At 67.6% G+C, this 24,060-nt stretch carries 22 protein-coding genes; 7 read left to right on the top strand and 15 right to left on the bottom strand.

Annotated elements, in window-relative coordinates; translation table 11 throughout:
• Positions 1–72: 72 nt before the first annotated feature.
• The 3 genes from ilvC to CDOO_RS06165 all read right to left on the bottom strand — a co-directional run bounded on the left by ilvC (position 73) and on the right by CDOO_RS06165 (position 3,595).
• Entirely contained in the window at positions 73–1,089 is a 1,017-nt protein-coding gene (gene ilvC / locus CDOO_RS06175; RefSeq protein ID WP_018022566.1) for a ketol-acid reductoisomerase, read from the bottom strand.
• Positions 1,090–1,207: 118 nt separating this feature from the next.
• Positions 1,208–1,717 carry an acetolactate synthase small subunit gene (gene ilvN / locus CDOO_RS06170; protein ID WP_018022567.1) on the bottom strand — a complete coding sequence of 170 codons (510 nt, stop codon included), beginning with the start codon at positions 1,715–1,717 and terminating at the stop codon, positions 1,208–1,210.
• Positions 1,718–3,595 carry an acetolactate synthase large subunit gene (locus tag CDOO_RS06165; RefSeq protein ID WP_038573343.1) on the bottom strand — a complete coding sequence of 626 codons (1,878 nt, stop codon included), beginning with the start codon at positions 3,593–3,595 and terminating at the stop codon, positions 1,718–1,720.
• A gap of 359 nt (positions 3,596–3,954) precedes the next feature.
• Between CDOO_RS06165 and CDOO_RS06155 the strand changes: the two genes are divergently transcribed.
• Genes CDOO_RS06155 through CDOO_RS06140 form a run of 4 tightly spaced genes read left to right on the top strand, consistent with a single transcriptional unit; the run spans position 3,955 to position 9,141 of the window.
• Positions 3,955–5,481 carry a mechanosensitive ion channel family protein gene (locus CDOO_RS06155; RefSeq protein ID WP_018022570.1) on the top strand — a complete coding sequence of 509 codons (1,527 nt, stop codon included), beginning with the start codon at positions 3,955–3,957 and terminating at the stop codon, positions 5,479–5,481.
• Between the two features lie 11 nt (positions 5,482–5,492).
• On the top strand, positions 5,493–5,993 hold the full coding sequence (locus CDOO_RS06150; protein ID WP_026159446.1) for a PH domain-containing protein: 501 nt from the start codon (positions 5,493–5,495) through the stop codon (positions 5,991–5,993).
• 6 nt (positions 5,994–5,999) lie between these two features.
• Entirely contained in the window at positions 6,000–7,850 is a 1,851-nt protein-coding gene (gene ilvD / locus CDOO_RS06145) for a dihydroxy-acid dehydratase (RefSeq protein WP_018022572.1), read from the top strand.
• Between the two features lie 13 nt (positions 7,851–7,863).
• The gene (locus CDOO_RS06140) at positions 7,864–9,141 is read left to right on the top strand and encodes a glycosyltransferase 87 family protein (RefSeq protein WP_018022573.1); all 1,278 of its coding nucleotides are present in this window, start codon (positions 7,864–7,866) and stop codon (positions 9,139–9,141) included.
• Between the two features lie 44 nt (positions 9,142–9,185).
• Here CDOO_RS06140 and CDOO_RS06135 read toward each other — a convergent pair whose 3' ends face one another.
• Positions 9,186–10,034: a DoxX family protein gene (locus CDOO_RS06135; protein WP_018022574.1), complete on the bottom strand. Its 849-nt coding sequence runs from the start codon at positions 10,032–10,034 to the stop codon at positions 9,186–9,188.
• Between the two features lie 61 nt (positions 10,035–10,095).
• The gene (locus CDOO_RS06130) at positions 10,096–10,800 is read right to left on the bottom strand and encodes an HNH endonuclease family protein (RefSeq protein WP_018022575.1); all 705 of its coding nucleotides are present in this window, start codon (positions 10,798–10,800) and stop codon (positions 10,096–10,098) included.
• A 102-nt stretch (positions 10,801–10,902) separates the two neighbouring features.
• Here CDOO_RS06130 and CDOO_RS06125 point away from each other — a divergent pair, with 102 nt between their 5' ends.
• Entirely contained in the window at positions 10,903–11,973 is a 1,071-nt protein-coding gene (locus CDOO_RS06125) for a glutathione S-transferase family protein (RefSeq protein WP_018022576.1), read from the top strand.
• On the opposite strand, the gene CDOO_RS06120 is transcribed toward CDOO_RS06125, so the two are convergent.
• On the bottom strand, positions 11,942–12,829 hold the full coding sequence (locus CDOO_RS06120) for a LysR family transcriptional regulator ArgP (RefSeq protein WP_018022577.1): 888 nt from the start codon (positions 12,827–12,829) through the stop codon (positions 11,942–11,944). The two genes, CDOO_RS06125 and CDOO_RS06120, sit on opposite strands and share 32 nt — an antisense overlap.
• Positions 12,830–12,899: 70 nt before the next feature.
• Between CDOO_RS06120 and CDOO_RS06115 the strand changes: the two genes are divergently transcribed.
• Both CDOO_RS06115 and CDOO_RS06110 read left to right on the top strand, forming a co-directional pair.
• Positions 12,900–13,517: a LysE/ArgO family amino acid transporter gene (locus tag CDOO_RS06115; protein WP_018022578.1), complete on the top strand. Its 618-nt coding sequence runs from the start codon at positions 12,900–12,902 to the stop codon at positions 13,515–13,517.
• An 86-nt stretch (positions 13,518–13,603) separates the two neighbouring features.
• Positions 13,604–14,080, top strand: coding sequence for a MarR family winged helix-turn-helix transcriptional regulator (locus CDOO_RS06110; protein ID WP_018022579.1), 477 nt, complete (start codon positions 13,604–13,606; stop codon positions 14,078–14,080).
• A 6-nt stretch (positions 14,081–14,086) separates the two neighbouring features.
• Here CDOO_RS06110 and CDOO_RS06105 read toward each other — a convergent pair whose 3' ends face one another.
• From CDOO_RS06105 to CDOO_RS06065, 9 genes are all read right to left on the bottom strand, one after another.
• Positions 14,087–15,175, bottom strand: a complete 1,089-nt coding sequence (locus tag CDOO_RS06105; protein WP_018022580.1) for an aldo/keto reductase — start codon at positions 15,173–15,175, stop codon at positions 14,087–14,089.
• A 60-nt stretch (positions 15,176–15,235) separates the two neighbouring features.
• Positions 15,236–16,498: a YkvI family membrane protein gene (locus CDOO_RS06100; protein WP_018022581.1), complete on the bottom strand. Its 1,263-nt coding sequence runs from the start codon at positions 16,496–16,498 to the stop codon at positions 15,236–15,238.
• Between the two features lie 168 nt (positions 16,499–16,666).
• On the bottom strand, positions 16,667–18,172 hold the full coding sequence (gene gatB, locus CDOO_RS06095; protein ID WP_018022582.1) for an Asp-tRNA(Asn)/Glu-tRNA(Gln) amidotransferase subunit GatB: 1,506 nt from the start codon (positions 18,170–18,172) through the stop codon (positions 16,667–16,669).
• 70 nt (positions 18,173–18,242) lie between these two features.
• On the bottom strand, positions 18,243–19,658 hold the full coding sequence (locus CDOO_RS06090) for an HNH endonuclease signature motif containing protein (RefSeq protein ID WP_018022583.1): 1,416 nt from the start codon (positions 19,656–19,658) through the stop codon (positions 18,243–18,245).
• Between the two features lie 42 nt (positions 19,659–19,700).
• A complete protein-coding gene (locus CDOO_RS06085; protein WP_038573742.1) occupies positions 19,701–20,069 on the bottom strand; it encodes a polyketide cyclase in 369 nt (122 codons plus the stop codon).
• Positions 20,070–20,080: 11 nt separating this feature from the next.
• The gene (locus tag CDOO_RS06080; RefSeq protein WP_018022585.1) at positions 20,081–20,674 is read right to left on the bottom strand and encodes a GNAT family N-acetyltransferase; all 594 of its coding nucleotides are present in this window, start codon (positions 20,672–20,674) and stop codon (positions 20,081–20,083) included.
• Entirely contained in the window at positions 20,671–21,621 is a 951-nt protein-coding gene (locus CDOO_RS06075; protein WP_018022586.1) for a bile acid:sodium symporter family protein, read from the bottom strand. The genes CDOO_RS06080 and CDOO_RS06075 overlap by 4 nt, the downstream gene beginning before the upstream one ends.
• A gap of 27 nt (positions 21,622–21,648) precedes the next feature.
• Positions 21,649–22,680, bottom strand: coding sequence for a 6-phosphofructokinase (locus CDOO_RS06070; RefSeq protein ID WP_018022587.1), 1,032 nt, complete (start codon positions 22,678–22,680; stop codon positions 21,649–21,651).
• Between the two features lie 10 nt (positions 22,681–22,690).
• The gene (locus CDOO_RS06065) at positions 22,691–24,046 is read right to left on the bottom strand and encodes an MFS transporter (RefSeq protein ID WP_026159449.1); all 1,356 of its coding nucleotides are present in this window, start codon (positions 24,044–24,046) and stop codon (positions 22,691–22,693) included.
• Positions 24,047–24,060: the final 14 nt, after the last annotated feature.

Raw genomic sequence — 24,060 nt, 5'->3', positions numbered from 1 at the left:
CCCCGTTAATGAAAGCCTATTGAAAAAGCACCTCCCGGACGTGTCCGGAAGGTGCCCAGGGGGGAACGCCGGTTACGCGGTCTCTGCGCGGGCGTCGACCTTGACCCAGCTCATCATGTCGCGCAGCTTGCGGCCCGTCTCCTCGATGGGGTGCGCCGCGATGTCGTTGCGGATGCCCTCGAGTTCCTTGTTGCCGCCCTCGACGTTGGCGATGAGTCGCTTGGTGAAGGTGCCGTCCTGGATGTCGGAGAGCACCTCCTTCATGCGCTCCTTGGCGCCGGCGTCGACGATGCGGGGGCCGGAGAGGTAGCCACCGAACTCCGCGGTGTCGGAGACGGAGTAGTTCATGTTGCCGATGCCGCCCTCGAAGAGCAGGTCGACGATGAGCTTGAGCTCGTGGAGGACCTCGAAGTAGGCCATCTCCGGCTCGTAGCCGGCCTCGGTGAGGACCTCGAAGCCCGAGAGGATGAGCTGCTCGGTGCCGCCGCAGAGCACGGCCTGCTCGCCGAAGAGGTCGGTGACGGTCTCGGCCTCGAAGGTGGTGGGGATGATGCCCGCGCGGCCGCCGCCGATGGCGGAGGCGTAGGAGAGCAGCAGCTCGCGGCCGTTGCCCTCCGGATCCTGGTCGAGGGCGATGAGGCAGGGCACGCCCTTGCCGTCGATGAACTGACGACGCACGAGGTGACCCGGGCCCTTGGGGGCGACCATGCCGATGACCGTGTTCTCCGAGGGCTTGATCAGATCGAAGTGGATGTTCAGGCCGTGGCCGAAGAGCAGGGCGTCGCCCGGCTTGAGGTTGGGCTCGATCTCCTCGGTGAAGATCTGGGCCTGGGAGGTGTCCGGGGCCAGGAGCATGATGACGTCGGAGGCGGCGGTGGCGTCGGCGACGTTCTTGACCTCGAAGCCGGCCTCGCGGGCCTTGTCCGCGGACTTCGAACCGTCACGCAGGCCGATGACGACCTCGACGCCGGATTCGCGGAGGTTCTGCGCGTGGGCGTGGCCCTGCGAGCCGTAGCCGATGATGGCGACCTTCTTGCCCTGGATGATGGACAGGTCAGCGTCGTTGTCGTAGAAGACCTCGATAGCCATGTGTTCACTTACCTTTCGTGGGGGTGGGTATTGCTTGATTGTGCCACACCGGAGGTCCGGAATGGCCACTGCGTGAGACAATCTCGCGGAGATCGTCCCACTCTGTGAGATACGGGCGTCAGCGCGTCGGCGCCATCGTCTTGGGGCCGCGGTTGAGTGCGATCTCTCCGGACTGCACGAGCTCGCGGATGCCGAACGTCTCCAGCACATCCAGCAGGGCGCGGAGCTTCGACGGCGTACCGGTCGCCTCGATGACGACGGACTCCGGCGAGACATCCACCACGCGGGCGCGGAAGATGTTGGCGGCGTCGACGACCTGCGGGCGATTGGCCATCGTGGTGTTGACCTTGACCATCATGAGCGCACGCGCGATGGTGTTCGCCTCGTCGAGACGCACGACCTTGATCACCGGGATGATCTTGTTGAGCTGCTTGGTGATCTGCTCGATGGCGTAGTCGTCCGCCTCGACGACGATGGTCAGCCGGTTGATGCCCGGGGTCTCCGTCTGCGCCGAGACCAGCGAGACGAGGTTGTAACCCCGGCGGGTGAACATCGCGGTCACCCGGGAGATGATGCCGTCGACGTCCTGCACCTGGACCGAGAGGATGTTGTGGGTGATCTCGGACATCTACTTCTCCTCCTGCTCGTACTGTGCGTTCACGGCGTCCTCGATCTCGGCCGGGGGTTCGCCGGCGGAGACCTCCTCGTCGAAGTCGGGGCGCAGCCCGTCTGCGTACTCGATGTCGGAGTTCGAGTTGCCCGACGCGATCATCGGCCACACCTGGGCGTCCTCGCCGACGATGAAGTCGATGACGACGGGGCGGTCGTTGATCTCGCGTGCCCGGCGGATGGCCGGGATCACGTCCTCCTTCTTGGTGACGCGGATGGCCTCGCAGCCGAGCGCCTCGGAGAGCTGGACAAAGTCGGGCAGGTACTCCCCCTGCTCGCGGAGCTTGGTGCTGGAGTAGTTGCCGCCGTAGAACAGCGTCTGCCACTGGCGCACCATGCCGAGGTTGCCGTTGTTGATGAGCGCGACCTTGACGGGGAAACCCTCCACCGCGGCGGTGGTGAGCTCCTGGTTGGTCATCTGGAAACACCCGTCACCGTCGATGGCCCACACCTCTTTGCCCGGCATGCCGGCCTTGGCGCCGACCGCTGCGGGGATGGCGTAGCCCATCGTGCCCAGCCCGCCAGAGTTGAGCCATGTGCGGGGTTTCTCGAAGTCGACGAACTGCGCGGCCCACATCTGGTGCTGGCCGACGCCCGCCACGTAGATGGCGTCCGGGCCGACCTCTTTGGACAGCTGCTCGATGACGAACTGCGGGGCGATGAGATCGTTCTCCTGCTCCTCGTAGCCGCGCGGGAAACGTTCCTGCAGGCTGGCGAGGTAGGAACGCCACACCCCGTGATCGGGTTTGTCCGTCCGGGTGGCCGAGCGGTAGGCCGACGTCAGGGCGTGCAGGACCTTCTTGGCGTCGCCGACGATGGGGACGTCGACTTCGCGGATCTTGCCGATCTCCGCCGGGTCGATGTCGGCGTGGATGACCTTGGCGTCCGGGGCGAAGGAGTCGGTGTCTCCGGTGACGCGGTCGTCGAAACGCGCGCCGATGGTGATGAGCAGATCCGAGCGCTGCAGCGCCGCCACCGCGGGAACGGTGCCGTGCATGCCCGGCATGCCCATGTGCAGCTCGTGGCTCTCGGGGAATGCGCCGAGCGCCATGAGGGTGGTCACCACGGGGATGCCTGTGTACTCGGCGAACTCACGCAGCTCGGCCGAGGCGTCCGCCTTGATGACACCGCCGCCGATGTAGAGCACGGGGCGTTCGGATTCGCCGATGAGCTTGACGGCCTGGGAGATCTGCCGGGAGTGCGGCGCGGTGACGGGCTTATATCCGGGCAGGTCGACGACCGGGGGCCAGGTGTAGTCGAAGACCGCGTTCTGCACGTCTTTGGGAATGTCCACCAGGACTGGGCCCGGGCGACCGGACTCCGCGAGGTGGAAGGCGGCCGCGAGGGTCTCGGCGATCTCCTCCGGGTTGCGGACCATGAAGTTGTGTTTGGTGATCGGCATGGTGATGCCGCGGATGTCCGCCTCCTGGAAGGCGTCCGTACCCAGCAGCGGGGCACCGACCTGGCCGGTGATGGCCACGATGGGCACGGAGTCGAGGGCGGCGTCGGCCAGCGCGGTGACGAGGTTGGTGGCGCCGGGGCCGGAGGTGGCGATGCACACGCCGACCCGGCCGCTGGCCAGGGCGTAACCCTCGGCGGCGTGGCCCGCGCCCTGCTCATGGCGGGTAAGAACATGACGAAGCTCGGTCGAGCCGAACAGCGCGTCGTACAGCGGCAGCACGGCGCCGCCCGGAATGCCGAACACGAGATCGGTGCCGAGGTTCTCCAGGGACCGCACGACGGCCTGTGCACCGTTGAGCCGCTCGGAAGTGTGCTGTCGGGGTTTCGCCGCCGCTCGGGCCGCGGTACCCGGAGTGGGCTTGGTGGAGGAATCCACTTCTCTGGGTCTCCTTTTCTGACAGGGGGGTGTCGTTGGGGTAAACGTGTGCCTGCCCGCCCCGGGGGTTGGGGGGTGGGCGAAACTCACGAGTCTGAGACTGAGTCGACGTGCTGTTGCTTGACCGACCACATGACAAGCGCCCTCTACCAGCACCATGGGTGGGTGCTGAGGAGGGCGCTTGTCCTAAACGACGATCAGGTAATCGTCTTCTACGGCAAGCGCCGCGGAATAATTACCTGTAGCCGTTCAATGATCATGTAACGCAGCATACACTCCGCCCCCGAAAGAGAGATCATTCGGGAGCGTCAAGGCCACCCCCACGCAATTGACAGGGTCACTTCCTAGGATCAGCCGGTATGCCTCTGCCACTGACTTATCTCTTCGGCCAAGCCTGGGCCTGGCTCGCCGACACGGGAATCAACCTGGCCATCATCATCGCCTGCGCCTTCCTCATCCCCCGCGCGGGCCGGTTCGCCGAGCGCATCGTGGAACGTGAGGTGACGGAGAACCAGGACGAGAACGACACCAAGGCGTCCCTCGCCTTCGCCGGGGTAGGCATCTACGTCGCCCAGATCGCCGCGTATTTCCTCCTCATCATCGCGTTCCTCCAGCAGATCGGCTTCTCACTGGCCGGCGCCGCGATCCCCGCCACCGTGGTCTCCGCCGCCATCGGTTTCGGCGCGCAATCCATCATCGCCGACTTCCTCGCCGGGTTCTTCGTGCTCTCCGAGAAGCAGTACGGCGTGGGCGACTGGGTGCGGTTCCAGGGCAGCGGCGTCGAGGTGGAGGGCAGCGTCATCTCCATCACCATGCGCGCGACGACCATCCGCACCCTGGCGCAGGAGACGGTGACCATCCCCAACTCCACGGCCAAGGTCTGTGTCAACACCTCCAACTTCTGGTCACGCGCGGTGATCGTCATGCCCGTGCCCCTGCTGGGATCGGAGAGCCCCACGGACGCGGTCCGGCGGGCGGAGGCCGCGACGCGGAGGGCGCTTGACGACGAAGAGATCGCCCCCACCCTCATCGGCGAGCTCGACGTCCACCCCGCCACGGCCATCACCCCGCCCACCACGGTGGGAATGCCCTGGACCATGGACATGCGTTTCATGGTCCAGGTCGAGGCCGGCAGCCAGTGGCTCGTCGAACGCGCGGTGCGCCTGTCCATCCTCCGGGAGTTCTGGGACGAGTACGGCTCGGCGACAACGATGACCGGTGACCTCAACGACCGGGTGATAACCACCGAGGAGCGCCGCGCCCGGCACCGCGACGAGACACCGACCACCGTCATGTCCACATCCCAGCCCAGGGAGTCACTCGATTCCGGCGAACACGACGAGGGTGAGAACCCCGTGCCCGCCTCACTCGCCGGCCCCGACGGCGCGGACCCCGCCGGCCGACACCCCGCCCCGGACTCCGCCGCGGACACCCCCGAGGTGCATCAGCCCGCCACCCGCGGACAACGCGTCCGGGACTCCTTGCGCGAGACCCGCGGCTCCACCGGCTGGCTCCTGGGCGTGTTGGCCGTGCTACTGGTGGTGAAGATGCTCTTCTTCTCCGCCGAGGGAGAGGGCGGCGAGCGGGTCGCGGGCATCCTCGCTCCCCCGGCACCCGTCACCACCGAGCAGACGACCGAGGAGACGGTCCCGGAATCGACCGAATCCGAACCCGTCAGCCCCACCCCGAGCGAGGAGTACCCGGAGACCACCGCCCCGGAGACCACCGCCCCGGAGACGCCGGGCGCGGTCGAGCCGAGCGCGACCGCAACCGCGCCCCGCCCGGCGCCGACGGCGGGGACCACGCCGGGACAGACGTCGATTAGCCAGCCGCAACCCACCACCGTGCCGACCCCCGAAACGGGCGCGGGGACCGGCCTGAACTAGGCTTTCCCAGCATGAGTTCAGAAGTGTTCCACCCGGACCGCGGCAATGTCCTTGCAGCCCTGCTCATGGCGGGCATCTCCATCATCGTCATCGGATTCGCCCCGCTGAAGCTGTTCTGGATCCTCATCTTCCCCGCGGTGTTCATCTACTGGGTGCTGCGCTCGCGCACCACGGTCGGCGAGGACGGAATCACCGTGACCAGGGCCTTCGGTTCGGACACGAGCGTCGACTGGGAACACGTGGACGGCATCGGATTCAAGGGCGCACGCACGTTCCTGCGCACCACCGACGGCCGCTCCCACTCGCTGCCCGGCGTGACCTTCAACTCCATTCCCCGCCTCGCCGAAGCCTCCCGCGGGCGCATCCCGGACACCGTCACCGCGGCCGCCGAGGCAGCCGACGGGAAGATGGAGGTCATCGACCGCGACGGCAACAAGATCCTGCTCACCCAGGAGCAGTACCAAGAGCACCTCGCCGAGAAGCAAGCCTCCCAAGAAAACCCGAAGGACTGACCCCCCATGTTCCCCCTGCGCTCCAGAGTCACCACCGTCGGCCGCCAGGCGGCCGGAGCCCGCTCGCTGTGGCGGGCCACCGGCACCCGGGAGGAGGACTTCGGTAAACCCATCGTGGCGATCGTCAACTCCTATACCCAGTTCGTCCCCGGCCACGTCCACCTGAAGAACGTCGGCGACATCGTGGCCGACGCCGTGCGTGCGGCCGGCGGCGTGCCCAAGGAGTTCAACACCATCGCCGTCGACGACGGCATCGCCATGGGCCACAGCGGCATGCTCTACTCGCTGCCCAGCCGCGAGATCATCTCCGACTCCGTGGAGTACATGGTCAACGCCCATACCGCCGACGCCATGGTGTGCATCTCCAACTGCGACAAGATCACCCCGGGCATGCTCAACGCCGCCATGCGCCTGAATATCCCCGCCGTGTTTGTCTCCGGCGGGCCGATGGAGGCCGGCAAGGCCGTGGTCATCGACGGGGTCGCCCAGTCCGGCGACGCCCCCACCGACCTCATCAGCGCCATCGCCCACTCGGCCAACGAGGCCGTGAGCGACGCCAAGCTGCGCGAGATCGAGGAATCCGCGTGCCCCACCTGCGGCTCCTGCTCCGGCATGTTCACCGCCAACTCCATGAACTGCCTCACCGAGGCCCTGGGACTCTCCCTGCCCGGCAACGGCACGACCCTGGCCACACACGCGTTCCGCCGCACGCTCTTTGAGAAGGCCGGCGAGATGATCGTGGACATGTGCCGGCGTTACTACGGCCGGGAGGACGAGTCTGTCCTCCCGCGGTCGGTGGCCACCAAGGCCGCGTTCACCAACGCCATGGCGCTGGACATGGCCATGGGCGGCTCCACCAACACGGTGCTACACATCCTCGCCGCCGCGCAGGAGGGTGAGGTGGACTTCGATCTGGGCGACATCAACGAGATCTCCTACCGGATCCCCTGCATCTCCAAGGTCGCCCCCAACGGCAACTTCCACATCGAGGACGTGCACCGCGCCGGTGGCATCCCCGTCATCCTGGGCGAACTGCACCGCGCGGGCCTGCTCGAGACGGACGTGCACTCGGTGGCCTACCCGGACCTGGATTCGTGGCTGGGCGACTGGGACGTCCGCGGCGGCTCGGCCACCGAGGAGGCGATCGAGCTCTTCCACGCGGCTCCCGGTGGCAAACGCACCACCGAGGCCTTCTCCCAGTCCTCCCGCTGGGACGCCCTCGACACCGACACGGAGAACGGCTGCATCCACTCCGTCGATCACGCCTTCTCCGCCGACGGCGGGCTGGTCATCCTCCGCGGCAACCTCGCCCCGGACGGCGCCGTGATCAAGGCCGCCGGCGTGGAGAAGGAACTCTGGCAGTTCTCCGGCCCCGCGCGGGTGGTGGAGTCCCAGGAGGAGGCCGTCTCCGTCATCCTCAAACGTGAGGTCCAGGCCGGGGAGGTCGTGGTCATCCGCTACGAGGGCCCCGCCGGCGGCCCGGGCATGCAGGAGATGCTGCACCCGACGTCCTTCCTCAAGGGCGCCGGACTGGGCAAGAAGTGTGCGCTGATCACCGACGGGCGATTCTCCGGCGGCACGTCGGGGCTGTCCATTGGGCACATCTCCCCCGAGGCCGCCCACGGCGGACTCATCGGCCTCATCGAGGACGGCGACATCATCTCCATCGACGTGCACGAGCGTAAGCTCACCCTCGACGTCTCCGACGACGAGCTGGAGCGCCGCCGCCTGGCCCAAGTCGAGCGCGAGCACCCCTGGACCCCGGCCACACGTCAGCGCACCGTGACCAAGGCCCTGCGCGCCTACGCGAAGATGGCCACGAGTGCCGACAAGGGAGCCGTGCGTCAGGTCGACTAGGCTCATGTCCCTTATGAGCTCTCCCGTCACACATAATTCTGCCCCGGCTCCGGAAACCGATCCGGGCCGCGCCCACGCCGCCGCCGCTACGCTGCTGACCTGGGTCGGCCTGTTCATCGGGGCGGCGACGACCCGTCAGCAGGTCACCCTCACGGATTTCCCCGTGGACATGATCATCTATCGACGCGGAGTCGAGGCCTTCCTCTCCGGCGCCGAGATGTATTCCCAACCGATGCACGCCGGCGACTTGGCGCTCCCCTTCATCTATCCGCCCTTCGGGGCCCTGGTGATGGTGCCGCTGTCCTTCGACGCCATCACCGACGACATGGCCGGTGACATCATGATCGTCCTGTCCAACGTGCTCATCCTGGCCTGCATATACGTCGTCCTCCGCGCGGCCATGGCCGGCGCGTCCCGGGGTGCGCTTCGCATGACGACGGCCGTTTCCTGGGCCTTCGCCGTAAGCATTGAACCCGTCGAGCTGAACAACGGCTTCGCTCAGCTCAACATCGTGCTCATGGCCCTGGTCGTGCTCGACCTCGCGCCCTACAAACGACGTTTCCTCCCGCAGGGCATCCTCATCGGCATCGCTGCGGCCATCAAACTCACCCCGCTCGCGTTCGGCCTGTACTGGCTCCTGCGCCGCGACTTCCGCTCCATGCTCATTGCCGCCGCTTCGGCCGTGGGATTTACCCTGCTGGCGGCTCTGTTTCGCTTCGACGCGACCAGGGAGTTCTACTTCTCCACCCTGATGGGCATGGGCACGGGGGCCGAGATCGGCGTGGACACCACCTACCAGTCCAACAGCTCCCTCAAGGGCATGCTCATGCGCTGGGCACCGGACAAGGCGTGGCTGGACGCGCACGGCACCCTCATCAACGGCCTGTGGCTCGTTCTCGTGGTGGCCACCATCGTCCTGGGCGGCTGGCTCATGATCGCCCTGCTGCGCCGCGGGATGCGTATTGACGCGGTCCTGGTCAACGCCATGATCATGCTGCTCGTCTCCCCCGTCTCGTGGTCACACCACTGGATCTGGCTGAGCCTGATCATCCCCGTTTTCGCCTGGCGGGCGGTCACCCTGCTGAACACGGCGTGGGTCAGCGGCGCCGTCCTCGCGGTGTGGACCTGGTTCCTGCTCACCACTCCGCCGAAGTGGTGGTACGGCGACGACATCGACGTCTTCGTCCTCTCCGCCGGGGAGAAAATCATGGTCTCCGACTTCGTCTGGCTGGCGGTTCTTCTCATGGTCGGCGTTGCGCTGGGATTGCGGCGCGTGCCGGTGGAGAAATAAAAAAACGCCCACCAGCCGGAGGGCGTTTTTGCTGTGCGGGGCAGTTAGGCGAACGGGTTGATCGCGGTACCGAACCACCAGAGCAGGCCGAGGGCGGCCAGTGCCACGACGATGAAGATCCAGGAGCTGACCAGCGGGCGACGCGCCCAGCTGCGACCGAAGTCCAGGGAGTAGAAGCCCGGACCGGTGAACTGCAGTGCCAGGGAGAGCCCGAAGAGGATCAGGGACAGCCAGACGGTCTCCGGCCAGGCGAAGACGTTGAAGCCGGTGCCGGAGCCGGCGAGCTCGTGCAGGGCGACGAAGCCGGTGGCCACGGTGGCCACGGCCGCGGCGACCGGGGTGAGCAGGCCGAAGATGAGGAACACGCCGGCCGCGAGCTGCAGGGTCGGGGCGATGATGGAGAGCAGCTCCGCCCACGGGTACTGGGCGTACTCGGTCTCCAGGCCGGCGAGACCCTGGCTGCCGCCCAGCTGGAAGAAGGTGCCGATGGCCTCGAGCACCAGCCAGACACCGAGCAGCAGGCGGGCGATGAGCAGGCCGAGGTCGATGGTGCCGCGGCGGGCGTCGCGGGGCTCGGCCAGCCGGACCTCCTCCTCGAGCCGCTCGTCGAGAAGATCCTCGTCCACGGCGGTCGCGGTCGAAGCGGGAGCGACCGTCGTCGGGGCGAAGTCCTCGTCGCGGTAGGTGGTGGTCTCGGCAGTCCTGCCCGTTCCCTGCGCGGGGAAGGCGGTGGTGCCGTCGGCTACGTGGTTGCGCGGATCCCCGGCGGGGATCTCCTGCGGAGCGGCGCGGCCGGCGCGTTCATAGGCGGTGGGGGTGTTCTTCGAGTCGTAGGTCGGGACATCAAGATCGTCTGTGCGGGCCCGGTCGGGGCGAAGATTTTTGTCTCTCATGGTCGCCCAGCCTAGGTCACACCCGTGTTGTCGCAGGCCAGGACGCCCGGCGTGCCGAAAACTAATCCGGGCATCCGGCCAACACGGAGGCCAGTGCGTCGTGCTCGGCCTGCGTGACCGTCAACCCGTAGGCGCGCTTGACCTCCACCCGCGTCCGGACGTAGTCGCAGCGGAAGTCCGCGGCCGGGGGCAGCCACTCCGAAGCGGTGTCCGCCCCCTTGTCCTGGTTCACCTGCGCAGCGGTGGCCAGGAGGTTGCGGGGGTCGTTGGCGAAGTCGCGCCGGAGCTCCGGAGTCCACGCCGCGGCCCCGCTGCGCCAGGCATCGGCCAGGGCGACGACGTGGTCGATCTCCACCTCCCGGTCGCCGCGTTCGAAGTGCACGAGCTGCCCGGTGTAGGGGTCTTCGAGCTCGCCGGACTCCACCAGGCAGCCGAACGTGCCCGGTCGGATCTGCGGGTCGATCAGGTCACGGCGCAGGATGTCGTTGCGGGTGTCGCAGCCGTTGTGCCCACCGGCCACGGTGACGTCGTCGCTCCACGCCTTGCCGAAGGCCCCGCGATCGTACTCGGCCACCGCGGCCGGTGGCCGGACCGCCAGACCGACCGGGTCCGGGGCGGGTTCGGCCTGCGGCGAAGAAGTCGCGGTGGCCGTGGCGGTGGCGGCGGGCGCGGGCGGCGCGGAAGTCGGCCGGTCACCGGCCAGCGCCACCCAGATGAGCCCGGCGGAGATCGTCGAGATCACCAGCAGGGCGAGGAAAGTTTTCATGTCGGTGCTCAGGGTAGCAACCCGCAGGTCGTTGACAGGGCAGACAACCGTCGCTAAGTTTGTTGATACGTCAATATTATCTTTCTGCAAAGGTGGCACAGCATGAGTGACTGGGATTCCGACGCCAAAAACGCCTCCCCGGACGGCGAATTTGTCCGCGACACCAGCTACATCGAGGACCGGATCGTGGCCGGCCTGCCGGCCGGATCGGCGCCCGAGCAGCAGGGGGACCAGACCTTCCACTGGCCCGTCGAGGAGGGCCGTTACCGGCTCATGGCCGCCCGCGCCTGCCCCTGGGCACACCGCACGGTGATCACCCGGCGGTTGCTCGGTCTGGAAAACGTCATCTCCCTCGGGCTCGCCGGACCCACCCACGACTGGCGCTCCTGGGTCTTCGATCTCGACCCGAAGGAGAAGGACCCCGCCACCGGGCTGCACCGGCTGCGCGAGGCCTACGACAATCGCTTCCCCGACTACCCCAAGGGCATCACCGTCCCGGCGATCGTCGAGGTGGAGAGCCGGAAGGTGGTCACCAACAACTTCCCGCAGATCCCCATCGACTTCCAGACGCAGTGGGCCGAGTTCCACCGCGAGGGCGCCCCGGACCTGTACCCGGAGGAGCTGCGCGGGAAGATCGACAAGATGGGTGCCTGGCTGTTCAAGGAGGTCAACAACGGGGTCTACCGCGCCGGATTCGCGGGCAGCCAGGAGGCCTACGAGTCGGCCTACCACCGCCTGTGGGACGCGCTCGACTGGCTCGAGGACTACCTGGGTACCCATCGCTACCTCGTCGGCGAGCACGTCACCCTGGCGGACGTGTACCTTTTCCCCACCCTCGTGCGCTTCGACCCCGTGTACGTGGGCCACTTCAAGGCCTCGCGCAACCGCATCGCGCAGATGCCCAACCTGTGGAACTACCTCAAGGAGCTCTTCGCCCTCCCCGGCTTCGGCGACACCACCGACTTCCGGGAGATCAAGGAGCACTACTACTACACCCACTCCGACGTGAACCCGACCCGCATCGTCCCGGTCGGCCCGGACATGTCCCCCATCGCCGAGCCGCACGACCGCGACCGCCTCGGCGGCTCCCCCTTCGCCGAGGGCACGACGCTGCCGGGCCCCGTCCCCGCCGGCGAAGAGGTCAAGAACCCGGAGCCGTTCCAAGAGCTTTAGCCGCGGCGCCGGTCACGGCCTCCGTGAGCACCTCGAGGGTGCGTGACTTCAGCCGCCACCGCTGCCAGAAGAGCGGGACCTCCAGCACGTCGGCGTCGAGCACGACCAGCTCCCCCGACGCTAGGTCGGGCGCGGCCTGGAGCTCGGGCAGCAGCGCCCACCCCAGCCCCACCCGGCAGGCCTCCACAAACGCCTCCGAGGAGGGAACGTGTGAGATGCGCCGGTCCCGGGGGATCTCTGGGGCGAGCCGGCCCTCGAGGTCGGTGTCCTGAAGAGCGTCGTTGGGCCCGAAGCGCAGCGCGGGCATCTGCGCCCAGTCGATCCCGTCGCCGACGCGGTAGCGGTCCCGCAGCCAGGGGGTCGCCACGGCGACATAACGCATCGATCCCAGGTAGGTCACCTCACATCCCGACACGGGCGATCCGTCGGTGGTGATCGCGGCCATGACCTCGCCGCTGCGCAGCAGCGCGACGGTGTGCGCCTCGTCCTCGATGCGCAGGCGCAGGCTCGCCCGGCCGTCGGCGGCGATGTCGGCGAGCATGGGGCGCAGCCACGTCGCCAGCGAATCCGCGTTGACCGCGACAGAGAGGGCGACGCGGGACAGGCGGTCGTCGAGACGCGTGGCGGTCTCCGCCTCGAGCAGCGCCATGCGCCGCGCCGCCTCGACGATCACCTCACCCGCGTGGGTGGGCGTGGGCGGGGTCGAACGTTTCACCAGCACCCGACCCACCGACTTCTCCAGCGCGCGGATGCGCTGGCTCACTGCCGAGGGCGAGACGCCGAGCACGGCGGCGGCCACGTCGAAGCCGCCCTCGTCGATGACGGCGAGCAGGGTACGCAGCTGGACCTGGTTCATGAAGCAAATCTACATCAGATAACAGAAATGTCATTGGACTTCACCGGGTGGACCGTTCACACTCTCTCCCATGTCCACCATCCTCGCCGGCCTCATACTCGGCGCCTCGCTCATCGTCGCCATCGGCCCACAGAACCTCATGGTCATCACGTACGGCATCCGCCGCCAAGCGGTCACCGCGGTGATCCTCGTGTGTTTCATCTCCGACATCATCCTCTACATCGCCGGCACGCTGGGTGTCGCCGCGGTGGTCTCGGCGGTGCCCTGGCTTCTCGACGTCCTCCGCTGGCTCGGCGTCGCCTTCCTCATCGTCCTCGCCGCCCAGTCCGCGTGGGAGGCGGCGCGTCCGAAGGAGGCCGCGCTGACCGCGGCGGGCCAGGCGGAGCAGACCGTGCGCCAGGGCTGGGTCGGCCCGGTGCGCACCATCCTCGCGGTGACCTGGCTCAACCCGGCCGCATTCCTGGACACCCTCGTCATCGGCGGCACCCTGTCGAACCACTACGGCGACACGGGCCGGTGGCTCTTCGTCCTCGGCGCCATCCTCTCCAGCGCAATCTGGTTCCCCCTGCTCGGCTACGGCGCCGCCGCCCTGTCCGGCCCGCTCAGCCGCCCCAACGTGTGGCGGGTGCTCAAGGCCGTGGTCGCGGTCATGCTGCTCATCATCGCCGTGCGCCTGGCACTGATGTAACGCGTATCGACGCTCCCCCAGCCCCGATTCCGTCCACGGCCGCGACCTTTCCGCCTCCGGGGAAACAAAAGGTAGGATCACCCGCTATGACACAAGAACCGCGCTGGCTGAACCCCGAGCAGACGCGCACGTGGCTCGCCCTGTGGTCGGTCTCCGAGTGGATGTCGACCCGACTCGACGAGCAGCTCAAGCGCGACGAGGGGGTCGGGCACACGGACTACTTCCCCCTCGCCCAGATCTCCATGGCCCCCGGTGAGCAGTTGACCATGACGGAGCTGGCGGGACTGTCCAACATGTCCCCCTCGCGCCTGTCCCACGTGGTGAGCCGGCTCGAGGACCGGGGCTGGGTGAAGCGTGAAGCCTCCCCGACCGACCGGCGGACCAACATCGCCCGGCTCACGGACGCGGGCCGGCACTTTGTCCAGCGGGCCGCGCCCGGCCACGTCGAACACGTGCGCTCCCTCATCTTCGACGGCCTCACCGACGAGGAGAACCGCCAGCTCGGGGACCTGCTGACCAAGGTGATGGTGCGGATCAATCCCCCGGCGCTGCCGCGGGCCTGAGCGGGGCTACTCGGCGCTGGTCCGCGACTCCGTCGCCCCCGCCCACTGGTTGATCCCAGCGTCGTGGGCGATCTCGTCGATGCGTCGCAGCTCGTCCGTGTCGAAGTCGAGGTTGCCCAGCGCGTCCAGGTTGGTGTCGAGCTGCTCGACCGAGGACGCGCCGATGATCGTGCTGGTCACGGTCTCCGGGCCCTGGTCGCGCAGGACCCAGGCGATGGCCATCTGCGCCAGCGACTGGCCACGTTCCCGGGCGATCTCGTTGAGCCCGGCCACCATCTCCAGGTTCTCCCGGGAGAGGAAGTCCCGGTTCATCTTGCCCGAACCCGCACGTGAACCCTCCGGGACGCCGTCGAGGTAGCGGTCGGTGAGCAGGCCCTGCGCCAGCGGCGAGAACGCGATGACGCCGAGGCCGTTGTCGGCCGCCGCCTCCAGCAGCGAGCTGCCCGACTCGTCCGGCTGCTCCACCCAGCGGTTGACCAGCGAGTAGCTGGGCTGGTGGATGAGCAGGGGCACACCCTCGCCCGCCATGATCTCGGCCGCCTCGGCGGTGAGCTGCGGGCCGTAGGAGGAGATGCCCACGTAGAGCGCCTTGCCGGACGCGACGATGTCGCGCAGCGCGTACATGCTCTCCTCGAGCGGGGTGTCCGGGTCGGGCCGGTGGTGGTAGAAGATGTCCACGTAGTCCAGCCCGAGGCGCTCCAGCGACTGGTCCAGCGAGGACATGAGGTACTTGCGCGAGCCGCCGAATCCGTACGGCCCGTCCCACATGTACCACCCGGCCTTGGACGAGATGACCATCTTATCGCGGTGGCCGGAGAAGTCACGGCGCAGGATGCGACCGAAGTTCTCCTCGGCCGATCCGGCGGGCGGGCCGTAGTTGTTGGCCAGGTCGAAGTGGGTCACGCCGCGGTCAAACGCGCGGCGGATGATGCCGCGCTGGACGGCCAGCGGCTTGTCGTCGCCGAAGTTGTGCCAGAGGCCCAGGGAGATCGGGGAAAGTTTCAGCCCGGAGCTGCCGCAGCGGCGGAACTGCGCGTCCTCGTAGCGCTCGGCGGCCGGGACATAGGGTGCGGGGTTCTGTTGATCGACAATCATGTCCCCCGACTCTAGCGATCCTCATCGACCGCAGGTGGCGTATCGACGACGCGGAGCCGGCTAGGAGCGACCGTCGTAGTCGATGGAGTCGTCGGCGAGGAGCTTGGCCTCGACCTCGCCGGTGACCGTCTCGGTGACCTGCTCGCCGGGCAGCGTGGACTCCTTGGCCAGGGTCTTCAGCTCGTGGGCATGCTCCTCGGTGAAGTCACGCTCGGGGTGCTCGCGGCTCTCCACGAGCTCTGTCATGCGCACGCGGCGCTCGTGCTCCTCGTTGATGAGCGAGCGGTGACGGATGTACCAGACACACAGCAGGCCGATGACGACAATGCCGGTGTATCCCAGGGCCGGGTAGACGTAGGTCATCAGGCTGTCGAAGCCGACGAAGCTAACGGCGTAGCCGGCCAGGGTCGCCCCGATGAACCAGCGGCGGTAGCGGGAGTTGTTGGAGGCGCTGAGCCGGCGGCCCAGGGCGTAGAACATGCCGATGGAGGTGTTGAAGATCATGGCGAAGATGATGAGCACCATGATCGTGCTGAGGATCGGTGAGATGTTGTCGTAGAGGGCGAGCATGGGCACGTCCGCCTCGCCCACGGCCTCGAAGTTGAGGAAGAGCACGACCGCAGCCATGACGAGCAGGACGGTGTACAGCAGGCCGCCGAAGAGACCGCCGCGGAAGGCCGCAGTGGGGTTAGAGTGGTCGCCACCAATGACCAGGCTCATGGAGACGCCGAGCAGCAGGGCGAGGCCGTTGTAGTTGATGGCCGAGAGCCACCACGGCGACACCGGGGACTCAGCCTCGGCGGCGATCTCCGAGAGTTCGGAGATCGGGGTGTCAGGCAGGTTGAGCATGGAGTAGATGAACACGCCGACCACGGCGACGTTGATGAGCGGCGTGAGCCAGGAGATGACGGCGGAGACCTTGTCCACGTCGAGAAGCCCGACGCCGATGACCAGCAGTGCCATCACACCCGCGCCGATCCAGCTCGGGATACCCCACTGCTGCTCCAGCGTGGAGCCGGCGCCCGCGAGCATGACAAACCCGATGGCGAAGAGGGTGAGGGTGACGGCGATGTCCAGGATCTTCGACATCACCGGGTGGGAGACGTTGCGGAAGACCTTGTTGTGTTCGTCGGCCAGGAAGAAGCTGCCCAGTCCGAAGATGACGGCGCCGGCGGCGGCCATGATGATGCCGGCGATCACCGCGCCGATGAGTCCCGGGATTCCGAAGGAGACGAAGTACTGGATTACCTCGGCTCCGGTGGCGAAGCCCGCGCCAACCAGGAGGCCGACGAAAGCTAGGGCGATGGAAACGGTCTTGCTCATCTGACGCTTTCCTCTCGTGTGGAGGTAGTTCGGTTATAGACATGTGTGGGCCTGAACCTGGACAGCAAAAAGCGCCCCTCACGGTCTCGGCCGTGGGGGACGTTTCGGTGCCCTGGACCGGCAAGTAGGCTAACAGCCTCCATGACCGGCCTCAATTCCCCGGGGAGGTTAGGCGAGCTTCTTCGCGATGAGTTGGTTCACCTGAGCAGGGTCGGCCTTGCCCTTCGTGGCCTTCATCACGGCACCGACGATCGCGCCGGTGACCTTGGTGTTGCCGGCCCGGTACTTCTCCACGATGTCCGGGTTGGCGGCGAGCGCCTCATCCACGGCGGCCTCGATGGCGCCGTCGTCACGCACGACCTCGAGCCCGCGGTCGGCGATGACCTTGTCGACGTTGCCCTCCCCCGCGATGACGCCGTCGGCGGCCTGGCGCCCGAGCTTGGTGGTGAGTTTGCCTTCACCGATGAGCGCGATGATGCGGGCGACCTGCTCCGGGGTGATGCTCAGCTCGGCGAGCGGGACGCCGGCCTCGTTCGCCTTGCCGGAGAGGTAGGAGACCCACCAGGAGCGGGCCTCGTCGGCGGAGGCGCCGTGCTCGGCGGTCTCGATGATGAGGTCGAGGGCTCCGGCGTTGACCAGGTCGCGCATCTCCTCGTCCTTCATGCCCCACTCCTCCTGGATCCGGGCCCGACGCAGCCACGGCATCTCCGGCAGGGTGGCCCGGATCTCCTCGACCCACTCGGCAGGGGCGAAGACCGGCGGCAGGTCGGGATCGTTGAAGTAGCGGTAGTCCTCCGCGGTCTCCTTGGGGCGGCCCTTGGAGGTCGTGCCGTCCGACTCCTGGTAGTGGCGGGTCTCCATGTCGATGGTGCCGCCGTCGGCGAGGATGGCGGCCTGGCGCTGCATCTCGAAGTGGATCGCCTGCTCCACCGACCGCAGGGAGTTGATGTTCTTCGTCTCGGTGCGGGTGCCGAACTCCTTCTGGCCGATCGGACGCAGGGAGAGGTTGGCGTCGCAACGCATGGAACCCTGATCCATCCGGGCATCAGAGACGCCGAGGGCGGCGACGAGCTCGCGCAACGCGGCGACGTAGGCCTTGGCCACCTCGGGCGCCCGCGCGCCGGCACCCTCGATGGGTTTGGTGACGATCTCAATGAGTGGGATGCCCGCGCGGTTGCAGTCCACCAGCGACGCGGTAGCGCCGTGGATGCGGCCGGTGGCCCCGCCGAGGTGGGTGAGCTTGCCGGTGTCCTCCTCCATGTGGGCGCGCTCGACCTCGACGCGCCACTCAGTGCCGTCCTCAAGCACGACGTCGAGGTAGCCGTCGTAGGCGATGGGCTCGTCGTACTGGGAGATCTGGTAGTTCTTCGGCTGATCCGGGTAGAAGTAGTTCTTCCGAGCGAAGCGGGAGGACTCGGCGATGGAGCAGTTGAGCGCCAGGCCGATCTTGATGGCGTACTCGACACCCTTGGCGTTGACCACGGGGAGCGCGCCCGGCAGGCCGAGGGAGACGGGATCGACGTTGGAGTTCGGCTCGTCGCCGAAGTTAGCGGACGAGGCGGAGAACATCTTGGTGTTGGTCGAGAGTTCGACGTGCACCTCGAGGCCCATGACCGGGTCGTACTTCTCCAGTACCTCGTCGTAATCCATCAGGTCAAAGGTGGCGGCAGTCATGGTTCGATAGTCTAGCTTCCTCTTCGAGGGCATCCGCTTTCCGGCCCGGCTGCTTCTCACGGGAACACGCTCACACAACGGAGGCCTCCCCGCGCCGCGCCCTGACCTTGGCCGCGCCGGATCGCCGCGCGGCGGGAGTCCCATTCACCATGACCGGCGCACCTGCTCGTCGCCGGTGGCCGACGCGTCCCGATTCCTCGTCCCGGTCTGCCCAGCCGAAGGGTGAGACCGGGTCTCGGTCGTCATTGTTGTCGCGGTGATGTCCCCAACAGAGCCAGGTCAAGTTTGAGATGGACGTGGGGCCTCCCCGGGCTGCCGGGATCAGGTGATGCGCCTGACACTCTGACATGGGCCGATCACAGTCGGGGTGCGAGCAAACCAGCTCAGAGGCGAACAGTGCGATCCGCTGCATCACGCCCGCAGTCCGTTTACCAGTCCCCGCATGCAGGGGCTGGCCGTCCTGGGCGTGAATGACGAAACCGTCGCTGCGTGCCTCCCCGAGCCGGATGAGCGCGAACGGGTCGAGCAGGTGCCCGGTATTCGTGGGGAACACGTCGTCGACGCGCATGTTCTCCAGCTCGTCCAGGGTCATTGACACGACGATCGAGCCAATCCCCTTGAGGTTTAGCGTCTTGTCGTTGAGAAAGTTGCGGCACATCGCCGTGAGCAAGTGGGCACGCTTCTTGCCCATGCTCATTCCCTCGGTCGTCTTCAGTGCGGTCCCGTCGAGGATGTTCGACCGAGCCGGGTTGAGTGCCTCGGACAGCGCCGCCGCCATGTCCGCAGGCAGATAACCGCTGAGGCGCACGCCGCCGTGCTCGTCCGGCTCCGAGAGCGAGACGTAGCGACGGTTGAATGCCCGGTTCGACTCGTGCAGTCGACTGACCGAGCGATTGGCCAGTCGGACCTGCTCTCGCAGCCAGTGCCGCACGACGCCCACTGCGTTCGACTGTGCGAACTCCAGCGCCCGGTCAAGCAGCTCGTTGAACCCCGGAGTGGCGTGCGGCGACAGGTTCCGCAGCTCCTCGTCGATCACGGCGCGCTTTTCCCCCGCCGCCTCCCGGCCACGGGCAGCGGCCTGAGCCTTGCGTTCGCGTTCGGCCTTCTCCCGTGCCGCGGCGCGTGTTGCGTCGTCATCAGCCACAGGATCATCATCAGGCTCCGGCTCCGGCTCCACCGGCGGGTCATACAGCGCCTTCCCCCGGCGCAGACGTGCCGTGGCCTCCGCCCGGGAGATGTCCAGGCGCTGCATGAGATAGTCGGTCGACCGCGAGGATCCGACCTTCAGGCCTGCCTCGTTCATGTCCGCCGCCCAGGCGAATGCCGCATCCAGCCCGGCCTTACGCGCGAACACCTTCTCCAGCGCCTCGAAGGCCGGGTGGATCGATTCGAAGTGCGCGAGGGCGGGCTCGGCCAAAAGCTCAGCCAGCCCCGTCATTGCCTGGTCGATCTGTGCGACCAGAACATCCGCCCCCGAATGGTTCATACGTTCGATTATAGCAGGTAACGGCCAGCCCGCAACCCCAGACTAGAACATTTTTTCTAACCGTTCCAGGTCCGCCGCAACCGCCGCGCAGTCGGCCGCCAACTCAGACTCGGACATTCCCAGCTGCCGCACGGTGAACACCACCTCGGCCCCCTCGGGGTGCACGAACACCCGCATCGGGTTGGTCACCACGGTGCCGTCCGGAAGCTCAACGTCGTGGTCGAGCACCCCGAAGTTATTCGTCTCCACAAAACGCACCCTCACCTCCCCCATCGGCGACTCCACCACGACGGTCCCGTCCACCACCCGCACCGGCGCGGAAGCCAGCCCGCCGGCCCACAGGTGCAGATTTGCCGGGTCGGAGGCGAACTCATACACCTCCGCTGCGGAAACCCGGAAAACCCGTGACACGTGCACAGATTTCACAGCAGCCCCAATCGATGTTCCAGCGCGAACCTGGCTGTGGGCCAGTCGTCGTCGATAAGCGAGTACACACAGGTGTCGCGCACGGTCCCGTTGGCCAGGATCGTGTGTTTGCGCAGCACCCCGTCGAGTTTGGCGCCGAGTTTCTCCACCGCCGCGCGCGAACGGTTGTTGAACCAGTGCACGCGCCACTCGACGCGGTGCACCTGCAGCTCCTCGATAGCCCGCGTGAGCAGCAGGTACTTCGCCTCCGCGTTGACCAGCGTGCCCTGGGCGGACCCGGCGTACCAGGTATGCCCGATCTCCAGCCGCTTGTGCTCCGGCGCGAGGCCCAGATACGTGGTCACCCCGATGGCCCTCCCGGAACGCGTATCGACGACCGCCCAAGGCGCCCGCTCGCCCGCAGCCTGGGCGGCGAGGTGCCCACTGATCTGCGCAGCGATCCCCGAGGGCTCAGGCACGGAGGTGTACCAGAGCTTCCACAGCTCACCGTCCGCGCAGGCTGCCCGCAGATCCTCCTCGTGCGCCGGAGTCAGCTGCTCGAGCCGGACATGCTCTCCCGTCAGCGAAGGGGCCTGAGAATACGCGCTCATCGGCGAGCGTCCTGAAGGCGGCAGAGCGCGGCGAGCAGCGCGCCGGAGAGGTTGTGCCAGACGGAGAACACCGCGGCGGGAAGGGCGGCGAGCGGGGACATGTACGTCGCCGCCAGGCCCGCGGCCAGGCCGGAGTTCTGCATTCCGACCTCGATCGCCATGGTGCGTTTGACCGGGACGGGCTGGCCGAACACCGCGCCCACGCCGTACCCGAGGAGGTACCCCAGCAGGTTGTGCAGAATCACCGCGCCGAGTACGAGGACGCCGGCCTCGAGGATGCGCTCGTGGGAGCCGCCGACGACGATGGCGACGATGGACGAAATGGCGATCACCGAGATCCACGGCAGCACGGGTGTCACGGCCTCGACTACCCGGGGCAGGAAGGTGCTCACCAGCAGGCCGAGGATGACGGGGACGAGAACGACCTGGACGATGGACAGCGCCATCGGCCCTGCCTGCACGGGCATGTACTCACCCGCCAGCAACGCGACCAGCAACGGAGTGATCACGGGCGCGAGCAGGGTGGAGACGGAGGTCATGGTGACGGACAGAGCGACGTCGCCACGCGCGAGGTAGCTGACCACGTTGGACGAGGTGCCGCCGGGTGCGCATCCCACGAGGATGACTCCCGCGGCGATCTCCGGGGGAAGCCGCAGCAGCCACACCACGAGCACCGCGGTGAGCGGCATGATGAGGTACTGCGCGATCACGCCGATGACCACGGGCAGCGGACGGGTGAACACCAGACGGAAATCGGCGGGTTTCAGCGTCAGGCCCATGCCGAACATGATGATGCCCAGCAGCGGATTCACCGCTGACGCTCCCTGGGACGTGACGTCCGGGAGTGCGAACCCGATGACGCCGCCGAGGATGACCAGTAGCGGGAACCCGAGTGTGGCCAGCAGTGCGCTGCGGTCCTGTGCGTCGGAGACGGAGGGAGAACTCATGCACCCACGGTAGCCCGCGGGCCCGCGTTAGCCGAACATGGACTGCGCCTCCTGGTAGCGGTACTGCGGCACGGTCTTGAGCGTGTCGACGGCGTCCGCCAGGTCAATGAGGTCGATGATCTCGCCGTGCAGCGCGACGCAGGAGCCGAACTTGCCCTCGTGCGCGGCCCTCGCTGCCGCGGCGCCGTAGCGCGTGGCCAGCACCCGGTCGTAGGCGGTCGGCGAGCCGCCGCGCTGGATGTGCCCGAGCACGGTGGTGCGCACATCCTGGCCGACGCGGCGGCGGATCTCGTCGCCGATCTGCTGGCCCATGCCGGTGAAGGTCTGGTGCCCGAACTGGTCGATCTGCCCCTCGTCGACCTCCATGGTGCCCTCCTTCGGCGTCGCACCCTCGGCCACGACGACGATGCCGTACTTCTCCCCCATCTGGAAGCGGCGCTGCATGGCCTTGACGATGTCGTCGATGTCGAAGGGCACCTCGGGGATGACGGTGTAGTGGGCGCCGCCGGCCATCCCGGAGTGCAGGGCGATCCAGCCGACGTGACGGCCCATGACCTCGACGATCATCACCCGGTCATGCGACTCCGCCGTGGTGTGCAGGCGGTCGATGGCGTCGGAGGCCACGGAGACGGCGGTGTCGAAGCCGAAGGTGTAGTCCGTGCCGTTGACGTCGTTGTCGATCGTCTTGGGCACGCCGACCACGGGGACCCCGTTGTCCGAGAGCCACTTCGCCCCCTTGAGGGTGCCCTCGCCGCCGATGGGGATGAGCGCGTCGATGCCCGCGTCGGCGAGGTTGGCCTTGATCTGCTCCAGCCCCGCCTTGAACTTGTCCGGGTGCAGCCGCCCCGTGCCGAGGATGGTGCCGCCACGCAGGAGGATGCGGTCGATCTTCTCGTCGTCGTAGAGGTCGACGCGCCGGTCCTCCAGCAGACCCACCCAGCCGTCCTGGTATCCCACGACGGTGGAGCCGTAGTTGGAGCTGGCGGTGCGGACGATGCTTCGGATGACGGCGTTGAGTCCGGGGCAGTCGCCGCCGGACGTGAGAGTGGCAAGACGCATACCTCCCACCCTAGTGCTCGGGCTGGACGGGCGCTGTGCTGAACAGGCCCGCGGCCACGAACCCCACGACCACGAGCGCGGCCAGGGCCGCCATCGCCGCCGCCGGCCCGAACCCGGCGAGAATCGCGCCGACAACCGCCACCCCGAGGACCCCGCCGAGCTGGCGGGACATGTTATACGCGCCCGAGGCCGCGCCCATGTCCGCGGGATCGACCTCCCCGAACACCGCGGCGGCGTTCGAGGCCCAGATGAAGGACTGCCCCACCCCCAGGCCGACGACGGCAGCGAGCACCGCGGCGATGAGTCCGGGCATACGGTCGTCGCCACGCATGAGCACGACTACGATGAGCAGCGACAGTGCGAGGATCCCGAACCCCACCCGGTGCATGACGGCCGGCCGGACCCGGTCGGAGAGCCAGCCGCCCAGCAGGCCCATGAAGAACCCGACCACGGCCATCGGGGTGGCCACCAGCCCGGCCGTCTCCACGGATAGGCCCACATCATCCTGCAGCCACGTCATCAGGGGGATGAACTGCGCCGAGGCTAACGCGCCCATCACCATGATCGTGCCCGTGCCCACGACAAAGTTGCGCCCGCGAAAGAGCCGCAGCGGCACGAGGGCACCGGCCCGCCGTTGGCGCAGGAAGAATCCCGCCGTGGCCACCACACCGACCACCCCGGCGATCCACAGCTCGGGCGAATTCAGCCCGCCCTGAATGGCGTAGACCAAAGCACCGATACCCACGAAGGACAGCACCACGGAGAAAACATCGATGCTGGTCGGGTGCACGGGGAGCCTCGGCACCCACGCCCACCCCGCGGCGAGGGCAATCAGTCCCAACGGGAGATGGAGCAGGAAGATCCACCGCCACCCCACGCTGCCCACGAGATAACCCGCGAGAATCGGGGCGAACATGCCGGTGATCGCGCCGACCACTCCCCACACCCCCAGCGCGGTGCCGCGCCGTTGCTGGGGAAACACCTGGGTGATGATCGCCAGGGTCTGCGGCAGCAGCATCGCCGCCCCCAGCCCCTGGAGGAAGCGGGCCAGGAGAAGGAGGCTAAACGACGGCGCCATCGCCGAGGCCGTGGCAAACACCGTGAACACGACGACCCCCGCGAGAAACATCCGGCGCAGCCCGAACCGGTCGCCCATCCGGCCCGTGGCCAGGAGCGGCACCACCACGGCGAGCAGGTAGGCGCTGGATACCCACACCGCGGTGGCGTAGGAGACGTCCCAGGCCGCGGCGATCGCCGGCAGCGCCACGGCGACGGAGACCTGATCGAGCATGGTCATGGAGAACCCGAGCGCCAGGGCCAGCAGTGCCAGCCAGGCCCGACGCAAATCAGCTTGTTCGTTTCTCATCCCGGATGATCCTA

It is taken from the genome of Corynebacterium doosanense CAU 212 = DSM 45436 (assembly GCF_000767055.1).
GTDB classification, from domain to species: domain Bacteria; phylum Actinomycetota; class Actinomycetes; order Mycobacteriales; family Mycobacteriaceae; genus Corynebacterium; species Corynebacterium doosanense.
Note: the sequence above shows the minus strand (reverse complement) of the source record. Positions and strands in the feature narration are given on the sequence as shown.

Coding starts and splice junctions, on each gene's coding strand:
- CDOO_RS06080 (WP_018022585.1), bottom strand. CDS start 20,674: ATGAGCGCGTATTCTCAGGCCCCTTCGCTGACGGGAGAGCATGTCCGG.
- ilvN (WP_018022567.1), bottom strand. CDS start 1,717: ATGTCCGAGATCACCCACAACATCCTCTCGGTCCAGGTGCAGGACGTC.
- CDOO_RS06065 (WP_026159449.1), bottom strand. CDS start 24,046: ATGAGAAACGAACAAGCTGATTTGCGTCGGGCCTGGCTGGCACTGCTG.
- ilvD (WP_018022572.1), top strand. CDS start 6,000: ATGTTCCCCCTGCGCTCCAGAGTCACCACCGTCGGCCGCCAGGCGGCC.
- CDOO_RS06115 (WP_018022578.1), top strand. CDS start 12,900: ATGTCCACCATCCTCGCCGGCCTCATACTCGGCGCCTCGCTCATCGTC.
- gatB (WP_018022582.1), bottom strand. CDS start 18,172: ATGACTGCCGCCACCTTTGACCTGATGGATTACGACGAGGTACTGGAG.
- CDOO_RS06120 (WP_018022577.1), bottom strand. CDS start 12,829: ATGAACCAGGTCCAGCTGCGTACCCTGCTCGCCGTCATCGACGAGGGC.
- CDOO_RS06105 (WP_018022580.1), bottom strand. CDS start 15,175: ATGATTGTCGATCAACAGAACCCCGCACCCTATGTCCCGGCCGCCGAG.
- CDOO_RS06100 (WP_018022581.1), bottom strand. CDS start 16,498: ATGAGCAAGACCGTTTCCATCGCCCTAGCTTTCGTCGGCCTCCTGGTT.
- CDOO_RS06140 (WP_018022573.1), top strand. CDS start 7,864: ATGAGCTCTCCCGTCACACATAATTCTGCCCCGGCTCCGGAAACCGAT.
- ilvC (WP_018022566.1), bottom strand. CDS start 1,089: ATGGCTATCGAGGTCTTCTACGACAACGACGCTGACCTGTCCATCATC.
- CDOO_RS06130 (WP_018022575.1), bottom strand. CDS start 10,800: ATGAAAACTTTCCTCGCCCTGCTGGTGATCTCGACGATCTCCGCCGGG.
- CDOO_RS06075 (WP_018022586.1), bottom strand. CDS start 21,621: ATGAGTTCTCCCTCCGTCTCCGACGCACAGGACCGCAGCGCACTGCTG.
- CDOO_RS06135 (WP_018022574.1), bottom strand. CDS start 10,034: ATGAGAGACAAAAATCTTCGCCCCGACCGGGCCCGCACAGACGATCTT.
- CDOO_RS06070 (WP_018022587.1), bottom strand. CDS start 22,680: ATGCGTCTTGCCACTCTCACGTCCGGCGGCGACTGCCCCGGACTCAAC.
- CDOO_RS06155 (WP_018022570.1), top strand. CDS start 3,955: ATGCCTCTGCCACTGACTTATCTCTTCGGCCAAGCCTGGGCCTGGCTC.
- CDOO_RS06090 (WP_018022583.1), bottom strand. CDS start 19,658: ATGAACCATTCGGGGGCGGATGTTCTGGTCGCACAGATCGACCAGGCA.
- CDOO_RS06110 (WP_018022579.1), top strand. CDS start 13,604: ATGACACAAGAACCGCGCTGGCTGAACCCCGAGCAGACGCGCACGTGG.
- CDOO_RS06125 (WP_018022576.1), top strand. CDS start 10,903: ATGAGTGACTGGGATTCCGACGCCAAAAACGCCTCCCCGGACGGCGAA.
- CDOO_RS06150 (WP_026159446.1), top strand. CDS start 5,493: ATGAGTTCAGAAGTGTTCCACCCGGACCGCGGCAATGTCCTTGCAGCC.